This window comes from Actinoplanes regularis (assembly GCF_900188005.1).
Lineage (GTDB): Bacteria > Actinomycetota > Actinomycetes > Mycobacteriales > Micromonosporaceae > Actinoplanes > Actinoplanes regularis.
This window is the reverse complement of record NZ_FZNR01000006.1, coordinates 256,741-281,791: the sequence shown is the minus strand read 5'-3', so window position 1 is coordinate 281,791 and position 25,051 is coordinate 256,741. Positions and strand designations below refer to the sequence as shown.

Genomic DNA, 25,051 nt, shown 5'->3' with positions numbered 1-25,051 from the left:
GACCGTGACAGCCGTGATGCGGGCGTCGGCCGGTAGCGCCGCGGTCCTCGCCGTGCATGCGGCGCGGGCCGGGGAGCTGGACGATCTCGAGGACTGGGTCGGTCGCGACCCCGCCGCCCGGGCCGCCCGGGCCGCCGAGGTCGAACAGGAGGCGGCCGCCGACGGGGACGCGGTCTCCCGGATGCGGGCCCGCCTGATCCAGGCCGACGCCGCCGAGCGCTCCGGTGAACTGAGAGCCGCCGCCGAGGCGATGTGGCTGATCAACGAGTGGGCCTACGAGCACCGCAACCGCTACCTGATCGCCCGCAGCCACCTGCTGCTCGGCCGCACCTACCGCAACCTCGGTGACGTCGCCGCCCTGCTGGAACACGCGGTCGCCGCGGTCGAGGCTTTGGAGGACAGCGTCCCGGCCCGCCGCCGGCTGCCCTACGTGGTCAAGTACGCCGACGCGCTCACCGAGACCGGCTCGATCGACGCGGCCCGGGAACGCTACCGCCAGGCCGAGGAGCTGGCACGGCACAGCACGGACATCCGCGACCAGATCATGGTGCTGAACAATCACGCGTACGCCGAATACCTGGCCGGCGAACCGGACCGGGCCTGGGCGGTGATCCAGCGGATGTGCACCACCGCCGTCGCGCACGGGCACCGGCTCGACCCGAACGACCTGGACACGGTGGCCAGCGTGCAGATCGCGCTGGGCCAGCACGCCGAGGCGGAACAGACTATCCTGGCCGCGATCGGCGGATATCCGGACGGCCCGCAGGAGGCCGACTCGCTGCCCGAGTTCCTGCTCACCCTGGCGATCACCCGGCGGTTGCAGGGTGATCTCGTCGCCGCCCAGGACACCCTGGACGAGTGCCGGGACCAGTGCGAGGCGCACGGGCACGGCGAGATCCTCGTCCGGGTGATGCAGGAGCAGGCGGAGCTGCACGGTGCCACCGGCGACTTCGAGCGGGCCTTCGCCGAGCACAAGCGGTTCCATGCGGCCGAGCGGGAGGTGCTCTCCACGGCCAGGGAGGCGCAGGCCCGCAACCGGCAGGCGCTCTTCGAGGTCAACGAGGCCCGGCAGGAGGCCGAACGCTTCCGTGAGCAGGCGCGTCGCGACCCGCTGACCGGGCTGCGCAATCGTCGCTACGTGGACGAGCAGCTGCCCGGGCTGATCGAGCGGGCGTCGCGGACCGGGGCGCCGCTCTGGGCGGCGCTGCTCGATCTGGACCACTTCAAACAGGTCAATGACCGGTGTACGCACGAGGCCGGGGACCGGGTGCTGATCGAGGTGGCCCGTCTGCTGATCGAGATGGAGCCGGCCGCGGGGTTCGCCGCTCGCTTCGGCGGGGAGGAGTTCCTGCTGGTCATCACCGGGATGGACGGCTCACAGGCGACCGAGTACCTGGAACGGGTGCGGGCGGCGGTGGCCGAGTATCCGTGGGGACCGGTCACCGGGGAGCTGCCGGTCACGGTGAGCATCGGGGCGGACGCGATCACCCCGGGCGTCGCGCAGGCGGAACTGCTGGCCCGCGCGGACGCCCAGCTCTATGCGGCGAAGCGGGCCGGGCGGAACCGGGTTTGTGTGGACGCGGGAGCGCTCGGCCGCATCCAGGGCACGGAGCCCGTGCGGAGTTGAGCCGGTTGTCGGACGACAACGCCGGAACAGCTTGAGCCGGCTTTATCGCGTACGCCGGAATCGATGTCGGCCCGGCGTCGGTCCGGTCTCGGCGTCGTGCCCCGCCGGAATCTATGTCGGCCTGGCGCTAGGCGGCGTGTCTCGCCGGACTCCCGGCCGTCAGGCTGTGCCGGGCTCGCCGTTGCGCCAGTGGCGGCGGCACAGCACCCGATAGGAGACCGCGGACGTCTCGGTCGTGTCGCCGACGGCGACCTGCTCACCGGCCCGGGCCACCTGCCCGTCGACGATCCGGGCGTTCTGCCGGCCCGGGCGGCCGCACCAGCAGGTCACCTCGACCTGCAGCGGAACGATCACATCGGCGAGCTCGACCAGTCGTTGCGCGCCCGGGAAGAGCCGGGACAGGAAATCCGTCGTGATCGCGTAGCAGTCGATGTCGACGCTCATCTCGTCGGCCGACCAGGCCAGCTGCTCCACCTGCTCCGGCGTGAGGAACTGCGCCTCGTCGACGATCACGAAACCACCGGCCGGGACACGCTTGTTGACCAGCGTGACCAGATCCATCGTCGCGTTCACCTCGACGGCGTCCGCGGTCACCCCGAGCCGGGACGACATGATCCCCTCGCCGGCCCGGTCCTGGCTGGTCAGCAGCACCCCGGGACGGCCGGCCTGGCGGCGGTTGAACGCGTTCTGCAGCGCCAGGGTGCTCTTGCCCGAGCCCATCCGGCCGGTGAAGAGGGTCAGGGTCCCGAAGACCGGGGCCAACGCCGGCTGCCTAGTTGCCAGGACGGTCGCGGCGGTGACCGGCATCAATCGGGGCCTCTTTCTCTATTCGGCGGGGCCGGTACACGCTACCTGGTCATCGAACTCCTGGTTACCGCCGGTCGACGATGAGGTGCTGGACACCTGACGGGCGAGGAATGCCGTAACGGCCGGTCGCGGTGCCCGCCGGGCCGGCGCTTTGTCCCGCGCCGGCCCCGATCCACCCGACTGTCACTCTCGAACGCTCAGGGGCTCCCGCGCTACCTCCGGCGTCCGGGGTGGCACGGCTCCGTTCTCCCTCCGATGGGCGGTGACGGCCGCCACGCGCTCCCGCTCGAACGGGTCGCCGTAGGCCCGGATCGCACGCCGGGCGAAGGCCTGCTGCTGAGTGGCCACCCGCTCCGAGCGCCCGCGCCCGATGAAGCTGACCGCCCAGTGCAGCACCGCGGTCACCCTGTTCTTGAAGCCGACCAGGTAGAACAGGTGCACCGCCACCCACACCAGCCAGGCCGGGAAGCCGGAGAGCCGAATCTTGCCGATGCTGGCCACCGCGGAGAACCGGGAAATCGTCGCCAGGCTGCCCTTGTCGAAGTACTTGAAAGGCTGCCCGGCCTCCTTCCCGCTGAGCCGTCGCTTGATCTGGTCGGCGGCGTGCCGGCCGCTCTGGATGGCGACCTGCGCCACCCCGGGCAACGGCTTCCCGTCCTGACCGGCCAGGTTCATCATGTCGCCGAGCACGAAGACCTCCGGGTGCCCGGGCAGTGACGTGTCCTTCTCCACGAACACCCGCCCGGCCCGGTCGGTCTTCGCCCCGGCCGCCTCGGCGAGCTTGCGGGCCAGCGGCGGCGCGGCGACGCCGGCCGCCCACACCTTGGTGATCGACTCGATGCGGTGCCGGCCGTCCGGGTCCTCCACCTCGATGCCGGTCGAGTCCACGCCGACCACCTTGGTGTTCAGCTTCACCTCGACGCCGAGCTTCTCCAACTGCCGCTGGGCGCCGGCGGAGAGATGGTCGCCGAACGTGTTGAGCACCGCCCCGATCGCGTCCACCAGGATGATCCGGGCCTGCCGCGGGTCGATGTGCTTGTACTGCCCCGGCAGCGTCCGGTGCGCCAGCTCGGCGATCTGGCCGGCCAGCTCGGTCCCGGTCGGACCGGCGCCGACGATCACGAAGGTCAGCCAGCGCTGGATCGTCTCCGGGTCGGTGTGCAAGTCGGCAACCTCGAACGCGCCGAAGATCCGGGCGCGCAGCTCGAGGGCGTCGTCGACGCTCTTCATGCCGGGCGCGTGGTCCGCGAACTCGTCGTTGCCGAAGTACGACTGCGAGGCGCCGGCCGCGACGATCAGCGTGTCGTACCCCACGGTGTACTCGATGCCGGGGCCGGACACCGAGACGACCTTCTTCTCGACGTCGACATCCGTCACCCAGCCGAGCCGGACGTCGACGTTCTTCTGCCGCTTGAGCACCTCGCGGATCGGCGGGGCGATCTCGCCCTCGGAGAGGATCCCGGTCGCCATCTGGTAGAGCAGCGGCTGGAAGAGGTGATAGGCCGTGCCGTTGATGAGGGTGATGTCGACCGGAGCCCTGCGCAAAGCCTTGATCGCGAAGAGCCCGCCGAAACCGGCTCCCACCACGACCACGCGGTGGCGGTGACCTGCCTGAGTCATTGCCCTGCTCCCATCCGGAGTCTGTCCGTTTAGTACAACGCACTTCGCATACCCGCATGCCGTGAAAATGACCACTCACGTGCGGGTTCTCACCAGGGGCCCGAGGAGCACTCTGCGCGTGTGGTGCTGAGCGGTTGCTGAGCTGTCAGCCGGCGGGGCGCCAGGGCAGGACGGCGCCGTCGCGGATCAGTTCGCCGTAGTGACCGGGCTCGACCGGGTCGAGCGCGAGTGAGAGCAGCGGGCCGGCCGCCTGTTCCGGGGTGGGGGCGGCGCTGACGTCCCACCACAGGGCCGAGGTCGGGGTGTTCATCATGCCGGGGCAGACCGAGGCCAGCAGAATGCCGCGCTCGACATCCTGTCGGCGGCGCTCGAGGGCCAGTGCACGGACCGCGGCGACCTGGGCGATCTTGGACGGGATGTTGACGAAGCCGGGCCAGGCGCCGGCCCGGGCCCGGCCATCGACGACCTGGTCACGCCAGGCGGCGGTGGCGGCGTCCACGGCGTCGAGCGAGGGCAGGTCGTCGAAGTGGTCGTGCAGTGCTGGGGCCAGGAACTTCAGGGTGCCGAGCGAACTGGCCACCACGATCAGGCGGCCGCCGTCGCGCAGCAGGGGAGCGAAGGCCCGCAGCACCCGGGTGGTGCCGAAGTTGTTGACCTCCACGTACTCCTTGATGATCGACTTTGGGTCGTCGTCCGGGCCGACGCGCATCACCGCGTTGTTGAAGACGATGTCGACCCCGCCGTGCCGGCCGGTCAACTCGGTGGCGAGCCGGGTGACCGACTCGGGGTCGGAAACGTCGAGCACCTCGCCGCGGACCCTCGCGGAAAAAGCCGGAAGGGACCTGACCACCGCACCCACCCGGGCCGCGTCGCGGCCGGTCAGATAGACGGTGTCGGTGGGCGCCATTCGTTGTGCCAGGCCGGCGGCGAGCGCCGCCCCGAGGCCCTGTGTAGCCCCGGTGACCAGGGCGATGCGTGAAGTCATGCGGCAAAGCTAGGCAGGTCGCGGCCATGCGGCCAACGAGATTTACTCATACCTGGTATGAGTAGAAGTCATGGCAATCACCGACGCGTCACTGGTAGCTTTGCGGGTGTTCCGGGAGGTGGCGGAGCGGGGCACGTTCACCGCCGCTGCGGTCGCTCTCGGCTACACGCAATCGGCGGTGTCCCGGCAGATTGCGACGCTCGAGCGGGCCGTGGGGGCGGACCTGCTGGAGAGGCGGCACGAGGGCGTCCGGCTCACCACCGCAGGCCAAATCGTGCTGCGCCGTGCGGTCGCGGTGGCTGAGCAGGTCGAAGCGGCGGCACGGGAGTTGGCCGGGCTGCCGGGCGCGGGCGGCCGGGTGCGGCTCGGGTGGTTCACCAGTGCCGGCACCGGGCTGGTGCCACAGGCGCTGGCCGAGTTGCGGCGCACGCATCCAGCGGTGACCGTGACCAGCCGCGAAGGATCCACGCCGGCGCTGATCCGTGCCCTGCGTGCGGGCAGTGTGGACCTGGCGGTGATCGCCACCGAACCACCGCACCGGCCGCCGGACACGGACGGGCCGCCGTTGCGGACCCGGGTGCTGACCGACCGCAGCCTGATGGTGGCGGTGCCGGCCACGCACCCGCTGGCCGGTGGATCGTTCGTGGACGTGGCTGACCTGCGCGGACAGGAGTGGATCGGCGGCCATAGCTCCGGGGGCGAGCGGCTGATGGGCGTGTGGCCGGGGCTCGATGAACGGCCGGTGGTCGCGCACGTCGCCCGTGACTGGCTGGCGAAGCTGCACCTGGTCGCCGCCGGGTGCGGGCTCACCACCATCCCGCCGGTGCTGGCCGGGATGGTGCCGGCCGGGGTGCGGGTGCTGCCGGTTCGCGGCGGGCCGGACGAGGGTCGGCGGATGACGCTGGCCTGGTTGTACGATCCGCTGCCGGCGCCGGCGGCGCGGTTGGCGGAGGCGCTCGAGGCCGCGGCGGCCACGGGAAGCTGACACGGGCCTGAGAGGCCGCCGGACTGGGCTGCCGAAACTGGCCCGGGGCGGGCTCGGCCTGCGCTGGGGCCGGCCGGGCGTGGGGTCGGCCCGGGATGAGGCTGGCTTGCGCTGGAGTCAGCCTGCGCTGGAGTCGGCCCGGGGCCGGGTTGCGGTGGGCTCGGCCTGTAATGGGGTCGGCCCGGGGTTGGATTCGGCCCGGGGTCGGGTTGCGGTGGGGTCGGCCTGTAATGGGGTCGGCCCGGGGTTGGATTCGGCCCGGGTGGGGTGGGGTCGGGTTGCGCTGGAGCTGGAACCGAGGGCGGAGCCGGCCACTCGGGACGGTGTGTGAGGTTTACGGGTTCGGAAGTATGGGATTCACGTGTCTCGGAAGGGGATGACGATGGTGGACTCGCCCAAGGTACTGGCGATCTCGTGGGGAAGGATGCAGGTCGAAGGGCTGCCCGAGGGCAAGGACTTCAAGCTGTGGCCCGGCGGCGGCCGGCCCTGGGACTGGAACGAGACCGGGACCCGGCACAAGCCCGGGATCCAGCCCGCCGATGTCGAGGAGTTGCTGGAACACGGCGCCACCACGATCGTGCTGTCCCGCGGGATGGACCTGGTGCTGCAGGTGGATCCGGCGACGACGGAACTGCTCCGGGAGCGGGACGTCGAGGTGCGGGTCGCCGGGACCGAGGAGGCGGTGCGGATCTACAACGAGCTGGCCGGGAGCACGCCGGTCGGAGGACTGTTCCACTCCACCTGCTGACTGATACGTTTCACAAGGTGACCCACGTCTGCTTCACGCTTCAGGTCGATCCCGCCAGGCTGGACGCCTACCGGGAGGCGCATGCCGCCGTCTGGCCGGACATGCTGCGGGCCCTGCGCGAGACCGGCTGGCGCGACTACCGGCTGTTCCTCCGGCCGGATGGCCTGCTCGTCGGCACCCTGGAGACCGACGACTTCGCCGCCGCTCAGGAGGCGATGGCGCGCACCGAGGTCAACGCCCGCTGGCAGGCGGCGATGGCCGAGTTCTTCCCGGTGCTCGGCGAGCTGCGCCCGGACGAGGGGATGCTGGTCCTCGACCAGGTCTTCCATCTCGAGGAGCAGCTCGCCCGCCTCGGCTGAACACCGGCGTCGTCCGCCGTCCCGCTCCGGGGCGGCGATTGCGGTCGCCCGCCTCGGCTGAACACCGGCGGCGCCCGTCGTCCCGCTCCGGGATGGCGATTGCGGTCGCCTGTCCGCTTGAATACCGGCGGCGCCCGTCGTCCCGCTCCGGGACGGCGATTCCGGTCGCCGGTCCATTTCGGAGTCCGCGCGCTGATCGAGCGATGTAACAGCGGCGATGTAGGTTACCTTCGCCGGATTCGATCTGGAGGGGGAACCGTGACAACGTCCGTGGATCAGCCGCCGCAGTCCGTGGAGGGCGCGAGCACCGGCTTCGCCGCGTTCACCGCGCGAGAGCGGTGGGTGCTGCTGGTCGCCAGCGCCTGGCTGGTGATCGGGCTGCAGCTCGACGCGTATGCCCACGCCACCACGCCCGAGCTGGAGACGTTCTGGACCCCGTGGCACGGAGTGCTCTACTCGGGCATCGCGGCGTCCGGCTTCACGCTGCTCTGGATCATGAAATCGCGGCTGCCGGCGATCCCGACGTACCAGAGTCTGCTCGCTCTGCCCAACGCGTTGCGCATCCCCTGCGCCGGCATGGCGTTCCTGCTGGTCGGCGGTGGTGTGGACACGCTCTGGCACAACATCTTCGGGATCGAGCAGCGGCTCGAGATCTTCGTCAGCCCCAGCCACGAGTTCATCATCCTGGGCATGGTGCTGGTCGCGATGGGCCCGGCCCTGATGATGGCCACCGCGCCCGGCCGTGTGCTCGGCACCGGCGGTGCGTTCCTGGTCGGGATCTCGGCGCTCTTCTCCGTGCTGCCGATCCACATCTACTCGCTGCACGCCACCGCGCTCGGCTTCCGCCACCTCGGCAGCGGCGACGCGACGCCGAACGTCTACTCCACCGACGCCCAGCTCGTGCACGGTTACCTCGTCAGCACCGCCCTGCTGCTCGTCCCGATCCTGATGATCGGCCGCCGCTGGCGCCTGCCGATCGGTCTGCCGTCCGTGCTGGTCTCGATTCCGGCGCTGCTCATGCACCTGATGTTCGCCTCCCAGACGGCCTGGTGGCCACACCTGACCGTGGCGGTCGCCGCGCCGGTCCTGGAGCTGCTGCTGCGGGTGGCGGACCGCCTGGTCACGCTGCCGGTCAACGGGCGGTGGATCGCGCTCGGGCTGATCGCGCCGCCGGTCCTGTGGGGTGCGGTGCTGCTGGTCGGGCAGCTCAAGTTCGGGACGGTCGGATGGAACATCCACATGGTGACCGGCCTGCTCACCCTGACCGCGCTCACCGGCGCCGGGACGGTCCTGGTCACCCGCGGCATCCAGTACCTGCAGCCCGAATGACCCCGCTGCGGCGTCTCGCGGTGCTCCTGGCCGTCGTCGCCGGGACGGTTCTCGGCACGGCCGGGCCGGCGGCGGCGCACGCCGGCGGGCTGGTCGCGACCGACGCGCGCAGCACAGTGGTGGCGATCACACCGGCGATTCCGGGCCTCCAGGTGGTCGCGATCGAGGACGGCGCCCGGCTACGCCTGACGAACAACACCGGCGGACCGGTCACGATCAGCGCCGGTGGCGGCCCCGGCACCCCGGCCACCGTCGCCTCCGGCGCCGACTTGACCTGGGCAGATTCAAGGTCAACCCCAGAGGGCAAAAACATCGATTTCGGTCGTACGGCGGATTGGACGCTCGTCCTCGACGCGAACGGCAGCGCGGTCACGGTCAGCGGCGTCCTCACCGGAGAGCGACCTCCGAACCCGCTGCCCTGGTGGGGACTGGCTATCGTGGCGGCCGTGGCCGTACCCGTGATCGCTCGCCGCCTGCACCGCGCCGACCTGCTGCTCGCAGCGGCCGGCGTCGTCGCGATGGCCGCGTCGGTCGCGCACGTGACCGGTTCCAGCCTCGCCGTCGAGTCGGCGCCACTCGCCGGCACGCTCCTCAACGCCGCCGGCGTCAACCTGCTGGCCTGGCCGCTGATCCTGGGCGGCGCGATCACCGCCCTACGCGGCCGCCCCGCCGGCCTGCTCGCCGTCTGCGCGGGCGCCGCGCTGACCACGGTCTTCGTCTTCCCGGACGTGACCTCGTTCCACCGCGCCGTCCTGCCCTTCGCGGGACCACCGAATGTCGAGCGCGTGCTCGTTGTGCTCGCCCTGGGGCTGGGCGCGGGGGTCGCGGTGGCCGGCGCATCGGTGCTGCGCACCCTCGCGCGGCGCGCCGCACTCGCCGAGGAATCCGCATGACTGCGCCGGTGGCCGGGGGTGTCGGTGTTGCGCACCTTCGCGCGGTGGGCGGCGCTTGTGGAGGAATTCGCATGACTGCGCCGGTGGCTGGGGGCCGTCGGTGTTGCGCACCGTCGCGCGGCGCGCCGCACTCGCCGAGATACCCGCATGACAGAGCCGCGGGTGATCCTGGGGGAGTGGGGATGAGGGTGCTGACCGGGTCGATGCTGCTGATGTCGGCGGCGTTCCTGACCGTGCCCGCGCTGCTCGGCATCCAGACGCTGATGTCCGCGCCGAGCCTGCTCTCGGCTCCCGCGCTGTTCGCGGCGTTTGTCCTGGTGGTGTCGTCGGCGTCGATTGCGATCTTCGCTCAGCTGGCGGTGCTGGCGCTGGGCCGCCGGCGGTCGGCGGGCTTCGGCGGACCGGGGCCGATCTCCACCGGCCGCACCCTGGAGCACACCGCCGGTTCGCCCTCGTCCCAGGTCGCGGCCGACCCCTCCCTCGCGCCCGCCGGAAACAGCCGGCGCACGTTGCGGCTCGTCCCGTTCCTACTGGCGGCCCTCGCCCTGCTGCCCGGCTGCGCGCAGGCTCCGGCCGCGGAGGCCGCCGCTCCGGCCGCCTGCGGGTCGGCGTCACCGGATCAGGTGGTGGCGAACGCCGCGCTACGCGACGGCAAAGCCTCCCCGGCTCCGCAGCGGGTCAGCGTGCCGCTCGGCGGCCAGGTCCGCCTCGGCGTCTCGGTCGACACCGCAACCGAGATCCACGTGCACGGCTACGACCTGGAATATCAGGTACAGCCGGGTGAGTCGATGTGCGTCGTCTTCGTCGCCTCGCGCCCCGGCCTCTTCGACGTCGAGGCGCACCCGGACACGTTGCTGCTCCAGCTCGAGGTGAAGTGAGCCCGCTCGCTCACGCTGCCGGCTCGCCGGCGCTGGTGTTGCTTACTCACGATGCTGGTGGGTCGCCGACTTCGGAGTTCCTCGCGTACCAGGCTGGTTCGTCGGCTTCGGTGTTGCTTGCTCAGGATGCTGGTGGGTCGCCGGTCTCGGCGTTCCTCGCTCACGAGGCCGGGTTGCGGGCTTCGGTGTTGCTTACTCAGGATGCTGGTGGCTCGCCGGCTCCTGCGTCGCTCGCTCACGGCGTCGGTAGTTCGTCGGATCTGCCCCTGCCGCTCGATCTGGTGCTGCAAGCGGGTGCGGCCACCGTGGTTCTGTCCTTTCTGGTCGCGGCGCTGCTGTGGACCCGGCCACGGCTGGGTGGGGCCACCGCCCGGGTGGTACGGACCGGGGGTTGGTTGCCGGCGTTGCGGCTCGTCGTCCTCTTGCTCTCGCTCTACCTGGTCGGAAACGCGCTTTTCGGGCCACGCGGCACGGAGAACCCGGCGGCTCACGCGCTGTTCGTCTGGCTGTGGGTCGGGCTGGTGCCGCTCAGCGTCCTGTTCGGACCGGTTTGGCGGGCGGTCAGCCCGTTGCGCACACTGTTCCGGCTGTTGCGTCTCCCGCGCGCCGGCCTCCGGCCCGGGGCCGGGCTGGGCGTCTGGCCGGGCGTCCTCTGGCTGCTGATGTTCGTCTGGTTCGAACTGGTGGCGCCCCGGCGCACCGACCCGGTGGTGATCGGCTGCTGCCTGCTGGGGTATGGAATCGTCCAGCTCGGGATGGCCGTGGTGCGCGGTGAGGAGTGGTTCGCCCGCGGCGACTGCTTCGAGCTGTACTCCGAATTCGCCGGCCGGCTCAGCCCGCTCCGCTGGCGCGTCCCGCTCAGCGGCCTCGCCGCCCCTTTCCGGACGGGCCTTCCAACCCCACCGTCGTCGGCCGGCGCCCCTCCGGCGGACTGTCCGGCCCCACCGTCATCGATCGACCCTTCTTCGGCGGTGGCTCCGGTCTCGCCGTCGTCGGTCGGTGGTTCTTCGGCGGTGGCTCCGGTCTCGCCGTCGTCGGTCGGTGATTCTCCGGCGGCCGCTCCGGTTTTGTCGTCGTTGGTCGGTGGTTCTTCGGCGGCCGGTGCGGTTTTGTCGTCGCCGGTTGGTGGTTCTTCGGCGGACTGTCCGGTCCCACCGTCGCCGATCGACCCTTCTCCGGCGGCGCGTCTGGCCTCGCCGTCGTCGGTAGGAAATTTTCCGGCGGGCCTTCCGGTCTCGCCATCGTCTGGCGCCGCTGTGCCCGCGCTCGCCGGATCCGCCGTGACCGGCGCGGGGCTGGCGGCGTTCGTCGCGGTGTGGTGGGGATCGACGATCTTCGACAGCGCGTCGGGGTCGCCGGCGTGGGCTGGATTCGTGCAGCAGGCCGGGCATCCCGCGCTCTATGCCACGGCCGCCCTGGTGCTGGTCTGCCTCGGCGTTCTCGTCGCCGTACGCAAAATCGCCGGCGACCTCGACGTGGCCGCCTCCCTGATCCCGATCGCGGCGGGTTACACCCTCGCCCACTACCTCTCGCTGCTGATCGTCGAGGCGCCGCGCGGGTTCCTGCTGCTGATCCAGGGGTGGGGCCTGGTGCCCGGCGCGAGCTGGAACGTTGTCACCGTCCCGGCGGTGATCGCCGGTGCGCAGGTCGCTCTGATTCTTCTAGGACATGTTCTCGGCGTGATCGTCGCCCACGACGCGGCCCTGGCCGCCACCGCGCCCCCGGCAGCCGTCACATCCAAAGCTGTGGGCGTGGTGTCGGAGGGTGTGTCGGTGGTTCCGGCGGCTGTTGCTTCTGGGGCTGTGGGCGTGGTGTCGGGGGGTGTGTCGGTGGTTCCGGCGGCTGTTGCTTCTGGGGCTGTGGGCGTGGTGTCGGGGGGTGTGTCGGTGGTTCCGGCGGCTGTTGCTTCTGGGGCTGTGGGCGTGGTGTCGGGGGGTGTGTCGGTGGTTCCGGCGGCTGTTGCGTCCGGGGCTGTGGGCGCGGTGTCGGAGCGTAAGCCGGCGATTTCGGTCCTCGCCACGCTTGCCGGTGAGTTTCCGCTGGTGCTTTTCATGATCGGGTGTACCTGGGCGGGGTTGTTCCTGCTCTTCGTCCGCTGATGGGTCTTGGCTTCGCCCAGGCGGAGCAGGATCATCCAAACGTGCGGTTCCGGTCACGGTTCGTACATCTGATCGAATCTTGGGGTAGGGTGCGGCAATGAGCGAGCTCGAGAGCGAATCGGCTAGCTCAGTGAACAGCTCGTGTCGGTGCCGGAGCGCTGTGGAGGTGGCGGCATGAGCGAGCTTGCGGGCGAGCCGGCTGGTGCGGTCTCCACGAACCTTCGCCGGGCCGGCGAGGCGGTGCGACCACGGTTCGGCGCCGGACCGGCCGACGTCGGGGCCACCGCACCGGCTCATGGCGACGTCGGAGTGCAGCGGAGGTGGCGGTATGAGCGTCGACGTCGGTGACGACGGGTCGCGGCCGCGGATAAGCGCCAGGCAGCAGCGCATTCTCACGGTCATCCGTGATTCGGTGCGGGAGCGCGGCTTCCCGCCGACCGTGCGCGAGATCGGTGCCGCGGTCGGGCTGGTTTCGCCGTCCTCGGTGGCATATCACCTCAAGGTGCTGGAGCAGCACGGTCTGCTGCGGCGCCAGCCGCATGGTTCGCGGGCCGTCGATGTGCGGGAGCCGGCTCCGGCTGATCCGGTCGTGGCTGATCCGGCCGTCCGGATTCCGGTGCTCGGTGACATCGCGGCCGGTGCGCCGATCCTCGCCGACGAGCATGTGATGGACCACCTGACGGTCTCCGTCGGGATGGTCGGCCACGGCACGCTGTTCGCGCTGAACGTCAAGGGCGACTCGATGATCGATGCCGCCATCTGTGACGGTGACGTGGTCGTGGTCCGTCAGCAGCCGGTCGCGGAGAACGGCGAGATCGTCGCGGCGATGATCGACGGCGAGGCCACGATCAAGACGTTCCGGCGGCGTGACGGCCACATCGAGCTGGTCCCGCAGAACGCCCACTATGCGGTGATTCCCGGCGACGACGCGGTCATCCTCGGCAAGGTCGTCTCGGTCTTCCGCCGCCTGTGACTCTGCTGTTCGGCGGCCGTTTCGGCGGTGTGCTTCGGGTCTTTCGGTGCTTCTGGCTCTGCTGTTCGGCGGCTGTTTCGGCGGCGTGCTTCGGGTCTTTCGGCGCCTCCAAATCCGCTTTCGGCGGAGGCTTCGGCAAGGTCGTCTCGGGCTTGCGGCGCCTCTGATTGGGCTGCCGGGCAGCTGCTTAGGTACGCTGCGCGTCGTGAACCCGCTCGAAGCCGTCGCCGCCGCGTACGCCGCGTGGTTCACTCCTGATCTGCCGCTCTACGGCCTTGACCACGATCGGGCCGATTTCGCTCCCTGAGCCGCTCTTTCCGGCTCGGCTCCACGTCCGGCGACCCCGCGACCTCCGTCGCCGGGTGCGTCCTTCGTGCCGTGCCCTCCGTCGACCCGATCCCGTCCCGGAAACGAAAGAGCGCATGTCCGCCCTCACCGAACTGCTTCGTACCCCGTACGTCGTAAGGCTCCTCGTGGCCAGCCAGACCGGACGTCTGCCGATGGCCTCCGCCCCGCTGGCCCTGCTCTTCTTCGCCCGTGAGGCGCACAGCCTGGCCTTGGCCGGGCTGGTCGTCGGCGTCTACACCGCCGGGATGGCGGTGAGCGCGCCGATTCTCGCCCGGGTGGTCGACCGCTGGCGGCAGCCCCCGGTGCTCTGGGGATCCGCACTGCTCTCCGCCGCCGGGTACCTGCTCGTGGGGGTCGGCGATCACGCCGTCGCGCCGACGATGGCAGGCGCGGTGCTGGCGGGGGCCGGCACCCCGCCTCTGGAAGCCTGCCTGCGCGCCCTCTGGCCCGGCCTGGTCCGCCCGGAAGCCGTGGCCGCGGCGTATTCGCTGGACATCGCCGTGCAGGAGGTCATCTATGTGACCGGCCCGCTGGTCACCCTGCTCGCGGTGGGGGTCGCCGGCCCGTCCGCCGGTCTTGCCGCCGCCGCGCTGCTGCAACTGGCCGGCGTGGCGGTGTTCGCGTCGACGCCGGCGGTTCGCACCTGGCGCGGCGTGGCCGTGGACCGGCACTGGGCGGGGCCGCTGCGGGCGTCCCGCTTCGTCGTCATCCTGCTCGGTGTGGTCTGCGCCGGCGCCGCCATCGGCAGCCTTCCGGTCGTGGTCACCGGCTACGCCGAGAACGCCGGGAACCGTTCGCTGAGCGGCTGGCTGCTCGCCGCCCAGGCGGCCGGGGCGCTGCTCGGCGGCCTGCTCTACATGCGCGCCCGCCCGGGTGGCCCGTCCCGGTTGCCGCTGGTCACCGCGGCGCTGGCCGCTGGGTTCGTACCGTTGCTAGTGGTGCCCGAGCCCGCGCTGATGGCCGTGCTGCTCGCGGTCTCCGGGGTTTCGCTGCCGCCGGTGCTCACCGCGGTCTTCCTGACCGCGGACCGGCTGACCCCGCCCGGCACGGCGGTGGAGGCGTTCGCCTGGATCATCACGGCGTTCACGGTGGGCAGCGCGGCCGGTGCGGCGGTCACCGGCTCGCTGGTCGCCGACTCCATCCGGCATGGTTTCGCCTTCGCTCCGGTCGCCGGCCTCCTCGCGGTCGCCGCAATGTCCGTGGCATCCTTCGCCCGCCGTCCCGTCATCGTGTGAGGCGTCGGCTTAAGGCGATCGCGGTGTGGGGCGTTGATCCGAGGCGATCGCGGTGTGAGGCGTCGGCCTAAGGCGATCGCGGTGTGAGGCGTTGATCTAAGGCGATCGCCGTGTGGGCGCCGACCTAAGACGATCGCGGTGTGAGGGGTCGGCCTGAGACCGTCGCTCGTGGTCCTGTCGCAGTGTGGCGCACCGGGTTCGGGCAGGCCGCGCGCAGGGCCTGAACGGCCTCGGCCCGGGCCCGCTCGGCGCGTGCCACGCTGTCGGGCGCCGGTCTCGGGCCGTCGCCCACGGTCCTGTCGTCGTGTGAGGTGCTGGCTTCAGACTGTGACGTCCACGGTTGTTCCCATGGAACCGGTCGCTGCTGTTCTGGACGTGCTCGTGGTGGCCACAGTGGAGTTTTTGGCCTGCTGCACCGCCTGCTCGGCCTTGGTCACAGCTGCCCGGTCGGCGGCGATGACCTTGGCGGTGGCCTTGGCCGCGAGGTCTTTTGCCAGCTGCTGCTGGTACTGGACGAGCTGTGTCTTGGCGTTGTTCGCCGAGCTGGTGGCATCCATCGGGACTCCTGGAGGCTGTGGGTGGTGTCCGTTCGCCCGCACCTATCGCCCGGAGCAGGCCCGGCTTGCCCCGATCGCACCTGTGGATCACCTGTGTCTTGGGCTCGTGCCCGGGTCGATCCCGATGGTGGGGTCAGCCGAGGGCGGCGGCCGGTGTGTGCACCGTGAGGTGCGCGGAGAGGGCGTCGAGGAAGCCGGGGGCGTCGAAGAGCGCACCGGCGGAGGCGACACCCACGGCCCGGGTGCGTCCGGTCAGGATGCGTTCGACGGCCTCCACCGCGAGCGGCGCGCTGATCGCGTAGATGTCCTGACCCGTGGCGACCAGACGGCGTTCCGCTCCGGCGGAGCGGACGACGACGTCGACCACGAAGGTCTGCGCGGATCGGCCCCGCTCGTCGACGGCGGTCGGCGCCGTCGGGTCGGGCGAGAACAGGTCCGAGGCCGCGTTGGTGGTCATGTAGGTGCGCACCTCCGGGATGGCCAGGTGGCTGGGGACGGTGACGACGTCGGCCATGGTGAACTCGCTGAGGACGCTCCGGGTGCCGAGCGGTGCCGGGAACGGCCACTCCACGGTCGGCAGCGCGTCGTCGTGGTAGCGCAGCTCTCCGCCGGTGTAGCGGATCCGGCGGCCGCCGCGTCGCCGCGCCGAGACCGCGCCCGCGGCCAGGGTGCCGCCGGTGGGGTGCCAACTGCTGAGCCCGTAGGCGATGTGCGCCTCGTCGGCCGAGCTCCAGTCACCCATCGCGGTGGTGACCAGCAGGTCGCCGAGGCCGCCGTAGAAGGCCATCGCCGGCAGCACCACGGTGCCCGCGGCGCGGGCGCGCTCCGCGAAGTGCGTGAAGGTGTCGACGTTCGCCTCGATCTCGGCCGCCACGTCGATGTAGGGGATGCCGGCGCGCAGGGCGGCCTCGATCACCGGGCCGGCCGTGCTGGCGAACGGCCCCGCGGTGTTGATCACCGCCTCCGCGCCGTCCAGCGCCCGGTCCAGCGCCTCCGGGTCGTCGACCGGGGCCGGCCGCAGCGCTTCCAAATACCTGGCCGAGGACGGCTGCGGCGCGCCCGGGAAGCTCTGCGACATGGCTTGCAGCTTGTCCCGATCCCGGCCGAGCAGCAGCGGGGCGTACCCACGTTCCCGCAGCTCGGCGACGACGAATCGGCCGGTGTGCCCGTACGCGCCGTACACCGCGACGTTTCGATGCGTTGCCATGTCCCTGCTCCCACATGCTTGAAGTGTTCCGCTGCCGGGAATTCTTCTTTGGACGGCGGGACAGCGACCAGTGTCTGGAACGACATGACCCATACAATTTCCGACATGACCCCCACCCCGCACTCCGTCGCGATCGCCGCCACCGACGGGATGCTGCACTTCGAGCTGGCGCTGGCCTACGAGGTCTTCGGCACCAAGCCTGACGCCGTGCCCGGCCCCTGGTACGACGTCCGGGTCTGCGGCCCGCACGCCATCCGGCTCGGACGGTTCCTGCTCGAGCCGGACTCTGAACTGGACGTCCTGGCGGCCGCCGACACCGTGATCGTTCCCGGACTGGCGGACGTCGATCAGCCCCCGCCGGCCGACCTGGTCGAGGCGGTACGCGTCGCCCACGAGTCCGGCGCGCGGGTGGTCTCGCTCTGCACGGGCGTGTTCGCGCTCGCCGCGGCCGGCCTGCTGGACGGCCTGCGCGCGACCACCCACTGGGCGCACACCGGCGCCCTCGCCGCCCGCTTTCCCCGGGTGACGGTCGACCCGGACGTGCTCTACGTCGACAACGGAAGCGTGCTCACCTCGGCGGGCAAGGCAGCGGCGATGGACCTGTGCCTGCACCTGGTCCGCCGCGACCACGGCTCGGCGATCGCCAACATCGCCGCCCGCCGGCTGGTCGTGCCGCCGCACCGGGCGGGCGGCCAGGCCCAGTTCGTCACCACCCCGGTGCGAGCTCGGGACGACCATCCCCTGGCCGGCCTGCTTCCCTGGGTGATGCAACGGCTGGATCAGCCGCTCACCGTGGAGCAGTTGGCCCGCCGGTCCAACCTGAGCGCCCGCCAGCTGACCCGGCATTTTCACTCGGTCACCGGAACCACCCCGCTGCAGTGGCTGCTGACGCAGCGGATCCGTCGCGCGCAGGAACTGCTGGAGACGACCGGCGACAGCGTCGACGCCATCGCCTCGGCCGCCGGCCTGGGCACCGCGACGACCCTGCGCCGCCACTTCCACCGTACGGTCGGCGTGCCGCCGGACACCTACCGCCAGACGTTCCGGGCCTAGAGCGCGGCGGACGCCGGCCGAAGTCGGCAGAACGATGTTGTGTGCGGTGACGTCCGGCGTATCCGTGGATGTCATCCGGGGATGCGAATCTCGGCGCGGCGGGGAGGTGCCGATGTCGCAGTACGTCGATCTGCTGGCCACCAGCCGCTGGGTGCTGGTGGTCGTGCTGGCCGCGGCCATGTTCGATGTGATTCTGCCGTTCATCCCGAGTGAGACGATCATCGTGGCGGTCGGTGTCGGGGTGGCCGGGACCGGCCGGCCGCTGCTGATCTGGGTGATTCTCGCGGCGGCGGCCGGGGTGCTGTGCGGGGACGGCCTCGCCTATCTGATCGGGCACCGCAGCGGTCCCGGGGTCACGCGCCGGCTGCGCGGTGGCCGGCGCGGGGCGGCGATCCACGACTGGGTGTCGGCGGTCATGCGGCGGCACGGCGGACCGCTGATCATTCTCGGCCGGTACGTTCCGGGGGCCCGCTCGGCGACCGCGTTCACGGCCGGTGCGGTGGGTTATCCGGCGCGGCGCTACGCGGGGTTCACGGTCGTGGGCGCGGTCGTCTGGGCGACGCAGAGCGCCCTGCTCGGGTATGCCGGCGGTGTGGTGTTCGCGGACCGGCCGCTGGCCGGCTTCGCGGCCGCGTGGCTCGGCGCGGGCGTGGTGACGCTGGCCGCGATGCTGGTGCAGCGGGGGCGGGAGTCGCGTGATCGGACCGCTGCGCCGGGTGGGGATCGCGGCCGTCGCCGGCAAGGGGTGACGTCTTTGTAGTGATTTGCGACGGTCGGGCCGGAACGGGGCACCCACCCCACGTGCCTGGACGGGCGGGTGCGACTAACGTTCCCGTGTGGCTAAAGGATCAATGGCGGTGCTGGTCGGTGTTCTGGTGCTCGCGTTGCACGTCGGTCTCGGCCTGCTCGCCGCCGACCGGTTGTGGACCGACACCGACGACCCCCATCAGTGGGCCTACTTCTACGGCACCGGGGGATGCTGCATCACGCCGATCACCGCGTCGGTCGGCGCGATCCTGGCGAACAACCCGCGGTTCAAGGCGATCGGTGTCGGCGTTCTGATCGGCCTCGGTCTGGCGCTGGCCGTCGGCGCGTTCGCGGTGTTCAGCGCCTACACGCCGCCCTGGGCGAACAACTGACGCAGCCCGCGCCGGCAACCGGCGCGGGCTAGCATGGCAGGCAAGCACGTCGAGCCGAACGCATTCCCCCTGGTGCCAGGCCGTCTGGGTGGTGGGAGATGCTTGCCGACGATCAGGCTGTTCTGCTGTCTGCTCCCGATGTCGGGCCGCTGGAGCAGGAATATGTGATGGCCGCCCTCCGCTCCGGCTGGGTCGCCCCGGCCGGGCCCGATCTCGACCGGTTCGAGCGTGAGATCGCCGACCGGGTGGGCGTGCCGCACGCGGTCGCCGTCAACTCGGGAACGTCCGCGCTGCACCTGGCCCTGATCGGGGCCGGTGCCGGTCCCGGCGACGTCGTCGTCGTGCCGACCCTCACGTTCGCGGCCACCGCGAACGCCGTCGTCTACACCGGCGCGACGCCGGTCTTCGCCGACTGCGACCCGGTCACCGGCAACCTCGACCCCGACGTGCTGTCCGGCCTGCTCGCCGAGTTGAGCGCGGAGGGCGCGCCGGTGCGCGCGGTGCTGACCGTCGACCTCTACGGGTTCTGCGCCGACTACGACCGGATCCTGCCGCTCTGCGACCGGTACGGTGTCCCGCTGATCGAGGACGCCACCGAGGCGCTCGGTGCCGCATACCGCGGCCGGGCGGCCGGCTCGTTCGGCTGGGCGGCGGCGCTGTCGTTCAACGGCAACAAGATCATGACGACGTCCAGCGGCGGCATGCTGCTCACCGCCGACCCCGGACTGGCCACGCGGGCGCGCAACCTGGCCAGCCAGGCGCGGCTGCCGGTGGCGCACTACGAGCACGCCGAGATCGGCTACAACTACCGGCTGAGCAATCTGCTGGCCGCGCTGGGCCGCGCCCAGTTGTGCCGCCTGGACGAGATGATCGAACGCCGCCGGACCATCCGCGACGGGTACGCCAAGGTCTTCGCGAACCTCGACGGCGTGCGCCTGCTGAGCGGCGACGACCCGGGGGCGAACTGCTGGCTCACCGGTGTCGTCGTCGACCCGGAGCGGGCCGGCTGGTCCGCCCGGGACCTGGCCGCGCACCTGGCGGCGCGCAACGTGGAGACCCGGCCGGTCTTCAAGCCGATGCATCTCCAGCCGGTCTTCGCCGGCTCCCGGGCCGCCCTGACCGGCGCCGCCGAGCACCTGTTCGACGACGGCCTGGTCCTGCCCAGTGGTTCCGTGCTCGCCGACGGCCAGGTCCGGCGGGTGCTCGACGAGATCACCGAGTTCCTGGACGGCCGCCGGTGAGACTCTCGCCCCACACCACCGACGCCGTGCAGCGCGCGATAGACGTCGTCGTCTCCGGTGCCGCCCTGGTCGTCCTCTCTCCGGTCCTGTCCGTGGTCGCCGGTGTGGTCGCGAACCGGCTCGGCCGGCCGGTGCTGTTCCGCCAGCAGCGGCCGGGCCTGCACGGCCGGCCGTTCACCCTGGTCAAGTTCCGCACGATGCTGGACGTGGACGAGGCACGCGGTCTGATCAGCGACGGCGACCGGCTCACCGGGCTGGGCCGGGCGCTGCGCGCGACCAGTCTGGACGAGCTGCCGGAGCTCTGGAACGTGCTCCGCGGGGACATGAGCCTGGTCGGGCCACGGCCGTTGCTGATGCACTACCTCGACCTGTACACGCCGGAGCAGGCCCGCCGTCATCTCGTCCGGCCGGGCATCACCGGGCTCGCGCAGGTGAGCGGCCGCAACGCGCTGAGCTGGGAGGACCGGCTGGCGATCGACGTCTGGTACGTCGACAACCGGTCCCTGACCCTGAACGCGAAGATCTGCGTGAGAACCGTCCTGACCCTGTTGCGCCGCGAGGGCATCACGGCCCCGGGCGAGTCGACGATGCCCCAGTTCACCGGCACGCGCCAGCCCGGCGAGAAGGAGCAGAACGGTGCCTGAACCCATCGTCGTCGTGGGATGCGGGGGTCACGGCCGGGAGGTCTTCGGCGTCGTTGCGGCGATCAACGAGGCCGACGGCGTTCCCTGGAAGATCCTGGGTTTCCTCGACGACGCCCCGTCGGAGGCGAACCTGCGCTGCCTGGATCGGCTCGGCGTCCCCTGGCTGGGGCGCAACGTCCAACTGGCGGAGCTCGACGCGCACTACGTCATCGGCATCGGCGACCCGCGTGTGCGTGCCCGGATCGCCGCCGAATTAGCGCCGTTCGGCCGGCCCGCGGCCCGGCTCGTCCACCCGGCGGCGACCGTCGGCCTGGCCAATGACCTGGCCGACGGCGTCGTGGTGTGCGCCGGGGCCCGGGTCACCACGAACGTGACGCTGGGCCGGCATGTGCACCTGAACCAGAACGCGACAGTCGGCCACGACACGGTCCTCGGGGATTGCATCCAGGTCAACCCGCTCGCGGCGATAGCCGGGAACTGCCGCGTCGGACGGGACGTGCTGATCGGCTCCAACGCTTCGGTGCTCGAGGGCCGGACCGTCGGCGACGGGTCAAGGGTCGGTGCCAACGCCTGCGTCGTCCGCGACGTGGCCGCGGGGACGACCGTCAAAGGCGTGCCGGCGGTGTAGAGGGGGACTCAGTGCGGATCACCTACATCCACCAGTATTTCAAGACGCCCGAGATGTCCGGCGGGACGCGCTCCTACGAGTTCGCCCGGCGCCTGGTCGAGCGCGGGCACCAGGTCCGGATGATCACCGGAGATCCGGACGGCGATCGGGTCCGGATCAGCACCGAGGCCGGCATCGTGGTGCACTGGCTTCCGGTGCCGTACGACAACAAGATGTCGTACGGCCGCCGGATCTGGTCGTTCCTCAGCTTCGTCGGCCGATCCGCGGTGGTCGCCGGGCGCCAGCCGACCGACCTCGTCTTCGCGACCAGCACGCCGCTGACGGTGGCGATCCCGGGCGCGTACGCGGCGCTGCGCCGGCGCGTGCCGATGGTGTTCGAGATCCGGGACCTGTGGCCGGAGGTGCCGATCGCGATGGGCGCGCTCCGCTTTCCGGCCAGCCGGTGGGCCGCCCGGCGGCTCGAGGCGTGGGCCTATCACCGGTCGGTGCACGTCATCGCGGCCTCCGCGGGTATGGCCGCCAGCGTCCGGCGCCGATTCCCCGACGTCCCGGTCACTGTCGTGCCGAACGGTTCAGACCGGGACTTGTTCGCCGGCGCCGATGCGGATCGGGCGGGGGCGGAGCTGCGCCGGGCCACGCCGTGGCTGCAGGACCGGCCGATGATCCTGTACGCCGGAACTCTCGGGGTGGTCAACGGCGTGGACTACCTCGTGCGGATGGCCGCCCGGCTCGCGGACATCGACTCCGACGTACGGATCGTGATCGTCGGCGACGGCCGGATGCGGGAACCGATCCGGTCGCTGGCTGCCGAACTCGGCGTGCTGGACCGGAACCTGTTCCTGCTCGGGCCGGTCTCCAAGGCAGAGGTGGTGGCCTTCTTCGCCGCCTGTGACCTGGCGACCGGCCTGACCATCAACCTTCCCGAACTGGGCAGCGACTCGTCGAACAAGGTCCTCGACGCCTTCGCCGCCGGGCGACCGGTCGCGGTGAACCACGGCGGGTGGATCGCCGAACTGATCGCCGAGACCGGGGCCGGCCTGCTCCTGCCGCCGGACGATCCCGGGGGTGCCGCCGCCGTGGCGGCCACCTTCGTGCGGGACCCGGTGGCGTGCGGGGCGGCGCGGACGGCGTCGAGCGAGCTCGCCCGCAACGTGTTCGATCGCGATCTGCTGTTCTACAGCTTTGAAGAGGTGCTGGTCGGGGCGGCCGGGACCGGCGGGCTACCGCGGGATCGGGGCCGGAGCGCGAGCCGGGTGCACGGCGGCCAGTAGCAGCATGACCCACATCAGCCGGGCGTCGTAGTAGTCGCCGGAGAACAGGTCGGTGGTGCCGACGAAGATGCCGCAGTAGGCCGCCGTGCGGGCCTCCAGGCTGCGGTCGGACGGCGGCACCGCGATGTAGGCGTGCCACAGGCTCAGCCACGCCAGCACCAGCAGCGCCAGCCCGACGAACCCGCCCTCGGCCGCGATGGACAGCGGCAGGTTGTGCACGTACAGCTCGCTGCTGAGGCCGCTGACGGTGGTGAAGCCGTTCAGGCCGGTTCCCAGCAGCGGGTGCTGCAGAAAGATCTGGATCGCCAGCTCGAACAGCACGTCCCGCTCCGACGCGTACCCCTTCCCGACGGTCGCGTCGATGAACCGTTGCTGCACGAACCCGGCGATGATCGGCCCAGCGGTGATCACCAGGGCCGCGCCGATCAGGGCGACCAGGCCGAGCGGCTTGGCGATCCGGCGCAGGTTGATCCGCGGCCGGATCGCCAGCAGCGCGACCGCGATGGTGAAGGCGAGCCCGACGAGACCGCCGCGGGAACCGGACGCGATCGCGCCGAACAGGAACATCGGGACCGGCGCCAGCCAGATCACCCGCTCGCCGTTGCGCAGGTACAGGTACAGCGAGGTGATCATGCCGAGGATCATCAGCCGGACGAAGACGTTGGGGCCGCCGCCGAGCGCCGCCCACCGGCCGTTCGCCGTGTGGCCCCGGCCGGACGCGGCGGCCAGGAAGTAGACCCAGGCGGCGATGTGGAACAGCTTCAGGGTCGTCGCGGTGACCTGGTCCCGGTCCCAGACGGCCAGGGTGAAGTAGACGATCAGCAGCACGGCGGCCGCGAGCAGGTCGCCGATCATCGGGCCGATCACCGCGCCCGGGGGCACCCAGACCACCGACAGCGCCTGGTAGGCGAAGAGCGCCAGGATGCCGAGCAGGGCGTAACCGTTCGCGGCGGGGCGTAGGACGGTGTGCTGCGTCTCCAAGGCCAGGGCCAGAAGCAGGGCCAGGAACAACGGCACGCGTACGTCGTTGAGGACGGGAACGTTCACGCCGACCCGTCCCAGGGTGAAACGGCCGGCGAGGCCGACCACGAACGCGATCAGCACGACCAGCCCGGGCCGGGCCGCGGCCGGGGCGGTCATCGCTTGCGCAGGGCGCGCGCGGTGAGCCCGACCGCGTCGATCCCGAGCGCCGTCGCGGCCGCCGCGAGCCCCAGGACCACCGCGTCCGGTGGCGCGAGGAACACCGTCGCGATGCCGGTCACCACGATCTCCAGAGCCAGGCACACGAGCAGCATGCGGCTGACGAACTTCGGCTCGAGCAGGACGTCCATCGCCGGGCGACCCGCGTAGAAGACGGCCAGCGGGATCGCGGCGAGCACGCCGAGCCGCAGGATCGGGACCGCCGAGGAGAACTCGGCGCCCAGGAATCGGTGCACCAGCACCGGTGCGGACACCAGGATCGCCGCGGTCGGGACGGTGGCGATCAGCCCGCCCAGCATCGGCAGCACGGTGAGCAGTTTCCGCACGCCCGGGCTCTCGTCGGCCCGGTGGAACAGGCGGCTGAGCCGGGGCATCAGGACCGGGGTGAGCATGGCGAAGAACGAGCAGATCAGGGTGACCGCCGAGGTGGCGAACCCGACATAGCCGGCCTCCGGGCCGCCGGGGATCGCCACGGCGACGGCGAAGGTCGGGAACGTGAAGAGCCCTTGCAGGGCCACTTCGCCGGGCATCCGGCGTACGCCGTACGCGATGAGGGTCTTGATCGTCGGCTCTTGCTCCTGGAGGTCGGAGGTCGGGTGCCGGCGCACCACCAGCGTGCCCCACGCCCCGACCGCCGCGGTGCCGAGGCCCTGGACGATCAGGAAGTCCTCGATCCCGTCCGCGGTGGCGAACGCGATCAGTGGGATCAGCCCGAGGCCCACCCCGGAGACCAGGTTCGAGTCGACGACCTGGTGGTTGCCGCGCAGGGCGGAGAGCCCGATCGCGCACAGACAGTTGCCACCCAGCATGATCATGATGGCGGCGACCGCGGGTCGTCCGCCGGGGAGCCCGAGCAGCGCGGCGATCCAGTGCCCGGCCCCCACGCCGGCCAGGCCGACGACGGTCACCACGGCGACCTCGGTGTAGAGCGCGTGCCGGGCGAGCAGGCGGGTGGTGTGCTCGGTCTGCGGCAGGTACCGCTGCAGACCCACGCCGAGACCGAGCAGCAGGACGGGTCCGAACGTGCTCACCGTGCTCCGGGCGATCTGGTAGTAGGCGAAGCCGTCCACACTGCCGCGCTGTGCGACCAGGTGGAACAGGTAGAGGCCGGTGCCGAGCACGAACCACTGGACGACCAGGGTGGTGGCATAGTCGCGCCGCACGGCGGCGGGAATGTGCCGCAGCAGTGACCGGAGTCCGTGGTGCTCACCGGTGGGCATGCGCC

General features: G+C 71.4%; 25 protein-coding genes. 18 read left to right on the top strand and 7 right to left on the bottom strand.

From position 1 onward, the window contains the following. The first annotated feature begins 4 nt into the window (after positions 1-4). On the top strand, positions 5-1,627 hold the full coding sequence (locus CHC09_RS18845) for a sensor domain-containing diguanylate cyclase (RefSeq protein ID WP_143232416.1): 1,623 nt from the start codon (positions 5-7) through the stop codon (positions 1,625-1,627). A gap of 159 nt (positions 1,628-1,786) precedes the next feature. Here CHC09_RS18845 and CHC09_RS18840 read toward each other — a convergent pair whose 3' ends face one another. The 3 genes from CHC09_RS18840 to CHC09_RS18830 all read right to left on the bottom strand — a co-directional run bounded on the left by CHC09_RS18840 (position 1,787) and on the right by CHC09_RS18830 (position 5,039). Continuing rightward, positions 1,787-2,434 carry a thymidine kinase gene (locus CHC09_RS18840; protein ID WP_089294438.1) on the bottom strand — a complete coding sequence of 216 codons (648 nt, stop codon included), beginning with the start codon at positions 2,432-2,434 and terminating at the stop codon, positions 1,787-1,789. A gap of 183 nt (positions 2,435-2,617) precedes the next feature. Next, the gene (locus CHC09_RS18835; protein WP_239138431.1) at positions 2,618-4,054 is read right to left on the bottom strand and encodes an NAD(P)/FAD-dependent oxidoreductase; all 1,437 of its coding nucleotides are present in this window, start codon (positions 4,052-4,054) and stop codon (positions 2,618-2,620) included. Positions 4,055-4,199: 145 nt separating this feature from the next. Beyond that, entirely contained in the window at positions 4,200-5,039 is an 840-nt protein-coding gene (locus tag CHC09_RS18830) for an SDR family NAD(P)-dependent oxidoreductase (protein WP_089294437.1), read from the bottom strand. 70 nt (positions 5,040-5,109) lie between these two features. Here CHC09_RS18830 and CHC09_RS18825 point away from each other — a divergent pair, with 70 nt between their 5' ends. From CHC09_RS18825 to CHC09_RS18780, 10 genes are all read left to right on the top strand, one after another. Then, complete coding sequence (locus tag CHC09_RS18825; RefSeq protein WP_089294436.1) at positions 5,110-6,024, top strand: LysR family transcriptional regulator; 915 nt, start codon at positions 5,110-5,112, stop codon at positions 6,022-6,024. 382 nt (positions 6,025-6,406) lie between these two features. Then, positions 6,407-6,772, top strand: coding sequence for an Mth938-like domain-containing protein (locus tag CHC09_RS18820; protein ID WP_089294585.1), 366 nt, complete (start codon positions 6,407-6,409; stop codon positions 6,770-6,772). 17 nt (positions 6,773-6,789) lie between these two features. Continuing rightward, a complete protein-coding gene (locus tag CHC09_RS18815; RefSeq protein WP_089294435.1) occupies positions 6,790-7,131 on the top strand; it encodes an L-rhamnose mutarotase in 342 nt (113 codons plus the stop codon). Positions 7,132-7,389: 258 nt separating this feature from the next. Then, on the top strand, positions 7,390-8,460 hold the full coding sequence (locus CHC09_RS18810) for a hypothetical protein (protein ID WP_089294434.1): 1,071 nt from the start codon (positions 7,390-7,392) through the stop codon (positions 8,458-8,460). Further along, the gene (locus CHC09_RS18805; protein WP_089294433.1) at positions 8,457-9,353 is read left to right on the top strand and encodes a hypothetical protein; all 897 of its coding nucleotides are present in this window, start codon (positions 8,457-8,459) and stop codon (positions 9,351-9,353) included. The genes CHC09_RS18810 and CHC09_RS18805 overlap by 4 nt, the downstream gene beginning before the upstream one ends. A 182-nt stretch (positions 9,354-9,535) precedes the next feature. Further along, positions 9,536-10,231 carry a cupredoxin domain-containing protein gene (locus CHC09_RS18800; protein ID WP_089294432.1) on the top strand — a complete coding sequence of 232 codons (696 nt, stop codon included), beginning with the start codon at positions 9,536-9,538 and terminating at the stop codon, positions 10,229-10,231. A gap of 305 nt (positions 10,232-10,536) precedes the next feature. Beyond that, a complete protein-coding gene (locus CHC09_RS47670; RefSeq protein ID WP_244911605.1) occupies positions 10,537-12,330 on the top strand; it encodes a ribosomal eL19 family protein in 1,794 nt (597 codons plus the stop codon). Positions 12,331-12,658: 328 nt separating this feature from the next. Beyond that, positions 12,659-13,303 (top strand): transcriptional repressor LexA, encoded by a 645-nt coding sequence (lexA, locus tag CHC09_RS18785; RefSeq protein WP_089294431.1) that lies wholly within the window; start codon positions 12,659-12,661, stop codon positions 13,301-13,303. Between the two features lie 46 nt (positions 13,304-13,349). Then, positions 13,350-13,610, top strand: coding sequence for a hypothetical protein (locus CHC09_RS45255; RefSeq protein ID WP_143232415.1), 261 nt, complete (start codon positions 13,350-13,352; stop codon positions 13,608-13,610). A gap of 115 nt (positions 13,611-13,725) precedes the next feature. Continuing rightward, on the top strand, positions 13,726-14,886 hold the full coding sequence (locus CHC09_RS18780; RefSeq protein ID WP_089294430.1) for an MFS transporter: 1,161 nt from the start codon (positions 13,726-13,728) through the stop codon (positions 14,884-14,886). Positions 14,887-15,206: 320 nt separating this feature from the next. Here CHC09_RS18780 and CHC09_RS18775 read toward each other — a convergent pair whose 3' ends face one another. Both CHC09_RS18775 and CHC09_RS18770 read right to left on the bottom strand, forming a co-directional pair. Further along, complete coding sequence (locus CHC09_RS18775) at positions 15,207-15,443, bottom strand: hypothetical protein (RefSeq protein WP_089294429.1); 237 nt, start codon at positions 15,441-15,443, stop codon at positions 15,207-15,209. Positions 15,444-15,576: 133 nt separating this feature from the next. Then, positions 15,577-16,650, bottom strand: coding sequence for a saccharopine dehydrogenase family protein (locus tag CHC09_RS18770; protein ID WP_089294428.1), 1,074 nt, complete (start codon positions 16,648-16,650; stop codon positions 15,577-15,579). 105 nt (positions 16,651-16,755) lie between these two features. On the opposite strand from CHC09_RS18770, the gene CHC09_RS18765 reads away from it, so the two are divergent. The 7 genes from CHC09_RS18765 (at position 16,756) to CHC09_RS18735 (ending at position 22,626) form a co-directional block, all read left to right on the top strand. Beyond that, the gene (locus CHC09_RS18765; RefSeq protein WP_239138433.1) at positions 16,756-17,703 is read left to right on the top strand and encodes a helix-turn-helix domain-containing protein; all 948 of its coding nucleotides are present in this window, start codon (positions 16,756-16,758) and stop codon (positions 17,701-17,703) included. Between the two features lie 112 nt (positions 17,704-17,815). Continuing rightward, positions 17,816-18,463, top strand: coding sequence for a DedA family protein (locus CHC09_RS18760; protein WP_179277170.1), 648 nt, complete (start codon positions 17,816-17,818; stop codon positions 18,461-18,463). 76 nt (positions 18,464-18,539) lie between these two features. Beyond that, on the top strand, positions 18,540-18,842 hold the full coding sequence (locus CHC09_RS18755) for a hypothetical protein (RefSeq protein WP_143232414.1): 303 nt from the start codon (positions 18,540-18,542) through the stop codon (positions 18,840-18,842). A 98-nt stretch (positions 18,843-18,940) separates the two neighbouring features. Continuing rightward, the gene (locus tag CHC09_RS18750; protein WP_089294424.1) at positions 18,941-20,083 is read left to right on the top strand and encodes a DegT/DnrJ/EryC1/StrS family aminotransferase; all 1,143 of its coding nucleotides are present in this window, start codon (positions 18,941-18,943) and stop codon (positions 20,081-20,083) included. Continuing rightward, the gene (locus tag CHC09_RS18745; protein ID WP_275407880.1) at positions 20,080-20,727 is read left to right on the top strand and encodes a sugar transferase; all 648 of its coding nucleotides are present in this window, start codon (positions 20,080-20,082) and stop codon (positions 20,725-20,727) included. The genes CHC09_RS18750 and CHC09_RS18745 overlap by 4 nt, the downstream gene beginning before the upstream one ends. Then, positions 20,720-21,355 carry a NeuD/PglB/VioB family sugar acetyltransferase gene (locus CHC09_RS18740; protein ID WP_089294423.1) on the top strand — a complete coding sequence of 212 codons (636 nt, stop codon included), beginning with the start codon at positions 20,720-20,722 and terminating at the stop codon, positions 21,353-21,355. The genes CHC09_RS18745 and CHC09_RS18740 overlap by 8 nt, the downstream gene beginning before the upstream one ends. An 11-nt stretch (positions 21,356-21,366) precedes the next feature. After that, complete coding sequence (locus CHC09_RS18735; RefSeq protein WP_089294422.1) at positions 21,367-22,626, top strand: glycosyltransferase family 4 protein; 1,260 nt, start codon at positions 21,367-21,369, stop codon at positions 22,624-22,626. Here CHC09_RS18735 and CHC09_RS18730 read toward each other — a convergent pair. Further along, a complete protein-coding gene (locus tag CHC09_RS18730; protein WP_089294421.1) occupies positions 22,576-23,766 on the bottom strand; it encodes an O-antigen ligase family protein in 1,191 nt (396 codons plus the stop codon). The genes CHC09_RS18735 and CHC09_RS18730 overlap by 51 nt on opposite strands. Continuing rightward, the gene (locus CHC09_RS18725) at positions 23,763-25,046 is read right to left on the bottom strand and encodes a lipopolysaccharide biosynthesis protein (protein ID WP_089294420.1); all 1,284 of its coding nucleotides are present in this window, start codon (positions 25,044-25,046) and stop codon (positions 23,763-23,765) included. Before CHC09_RS18725 ends, CHC09_RS18730 begins: the two co-directional genes overlap by 4 nt. Between the last annotated feature and the right edge of the window lie 5 nt (positions 25,047-25,051).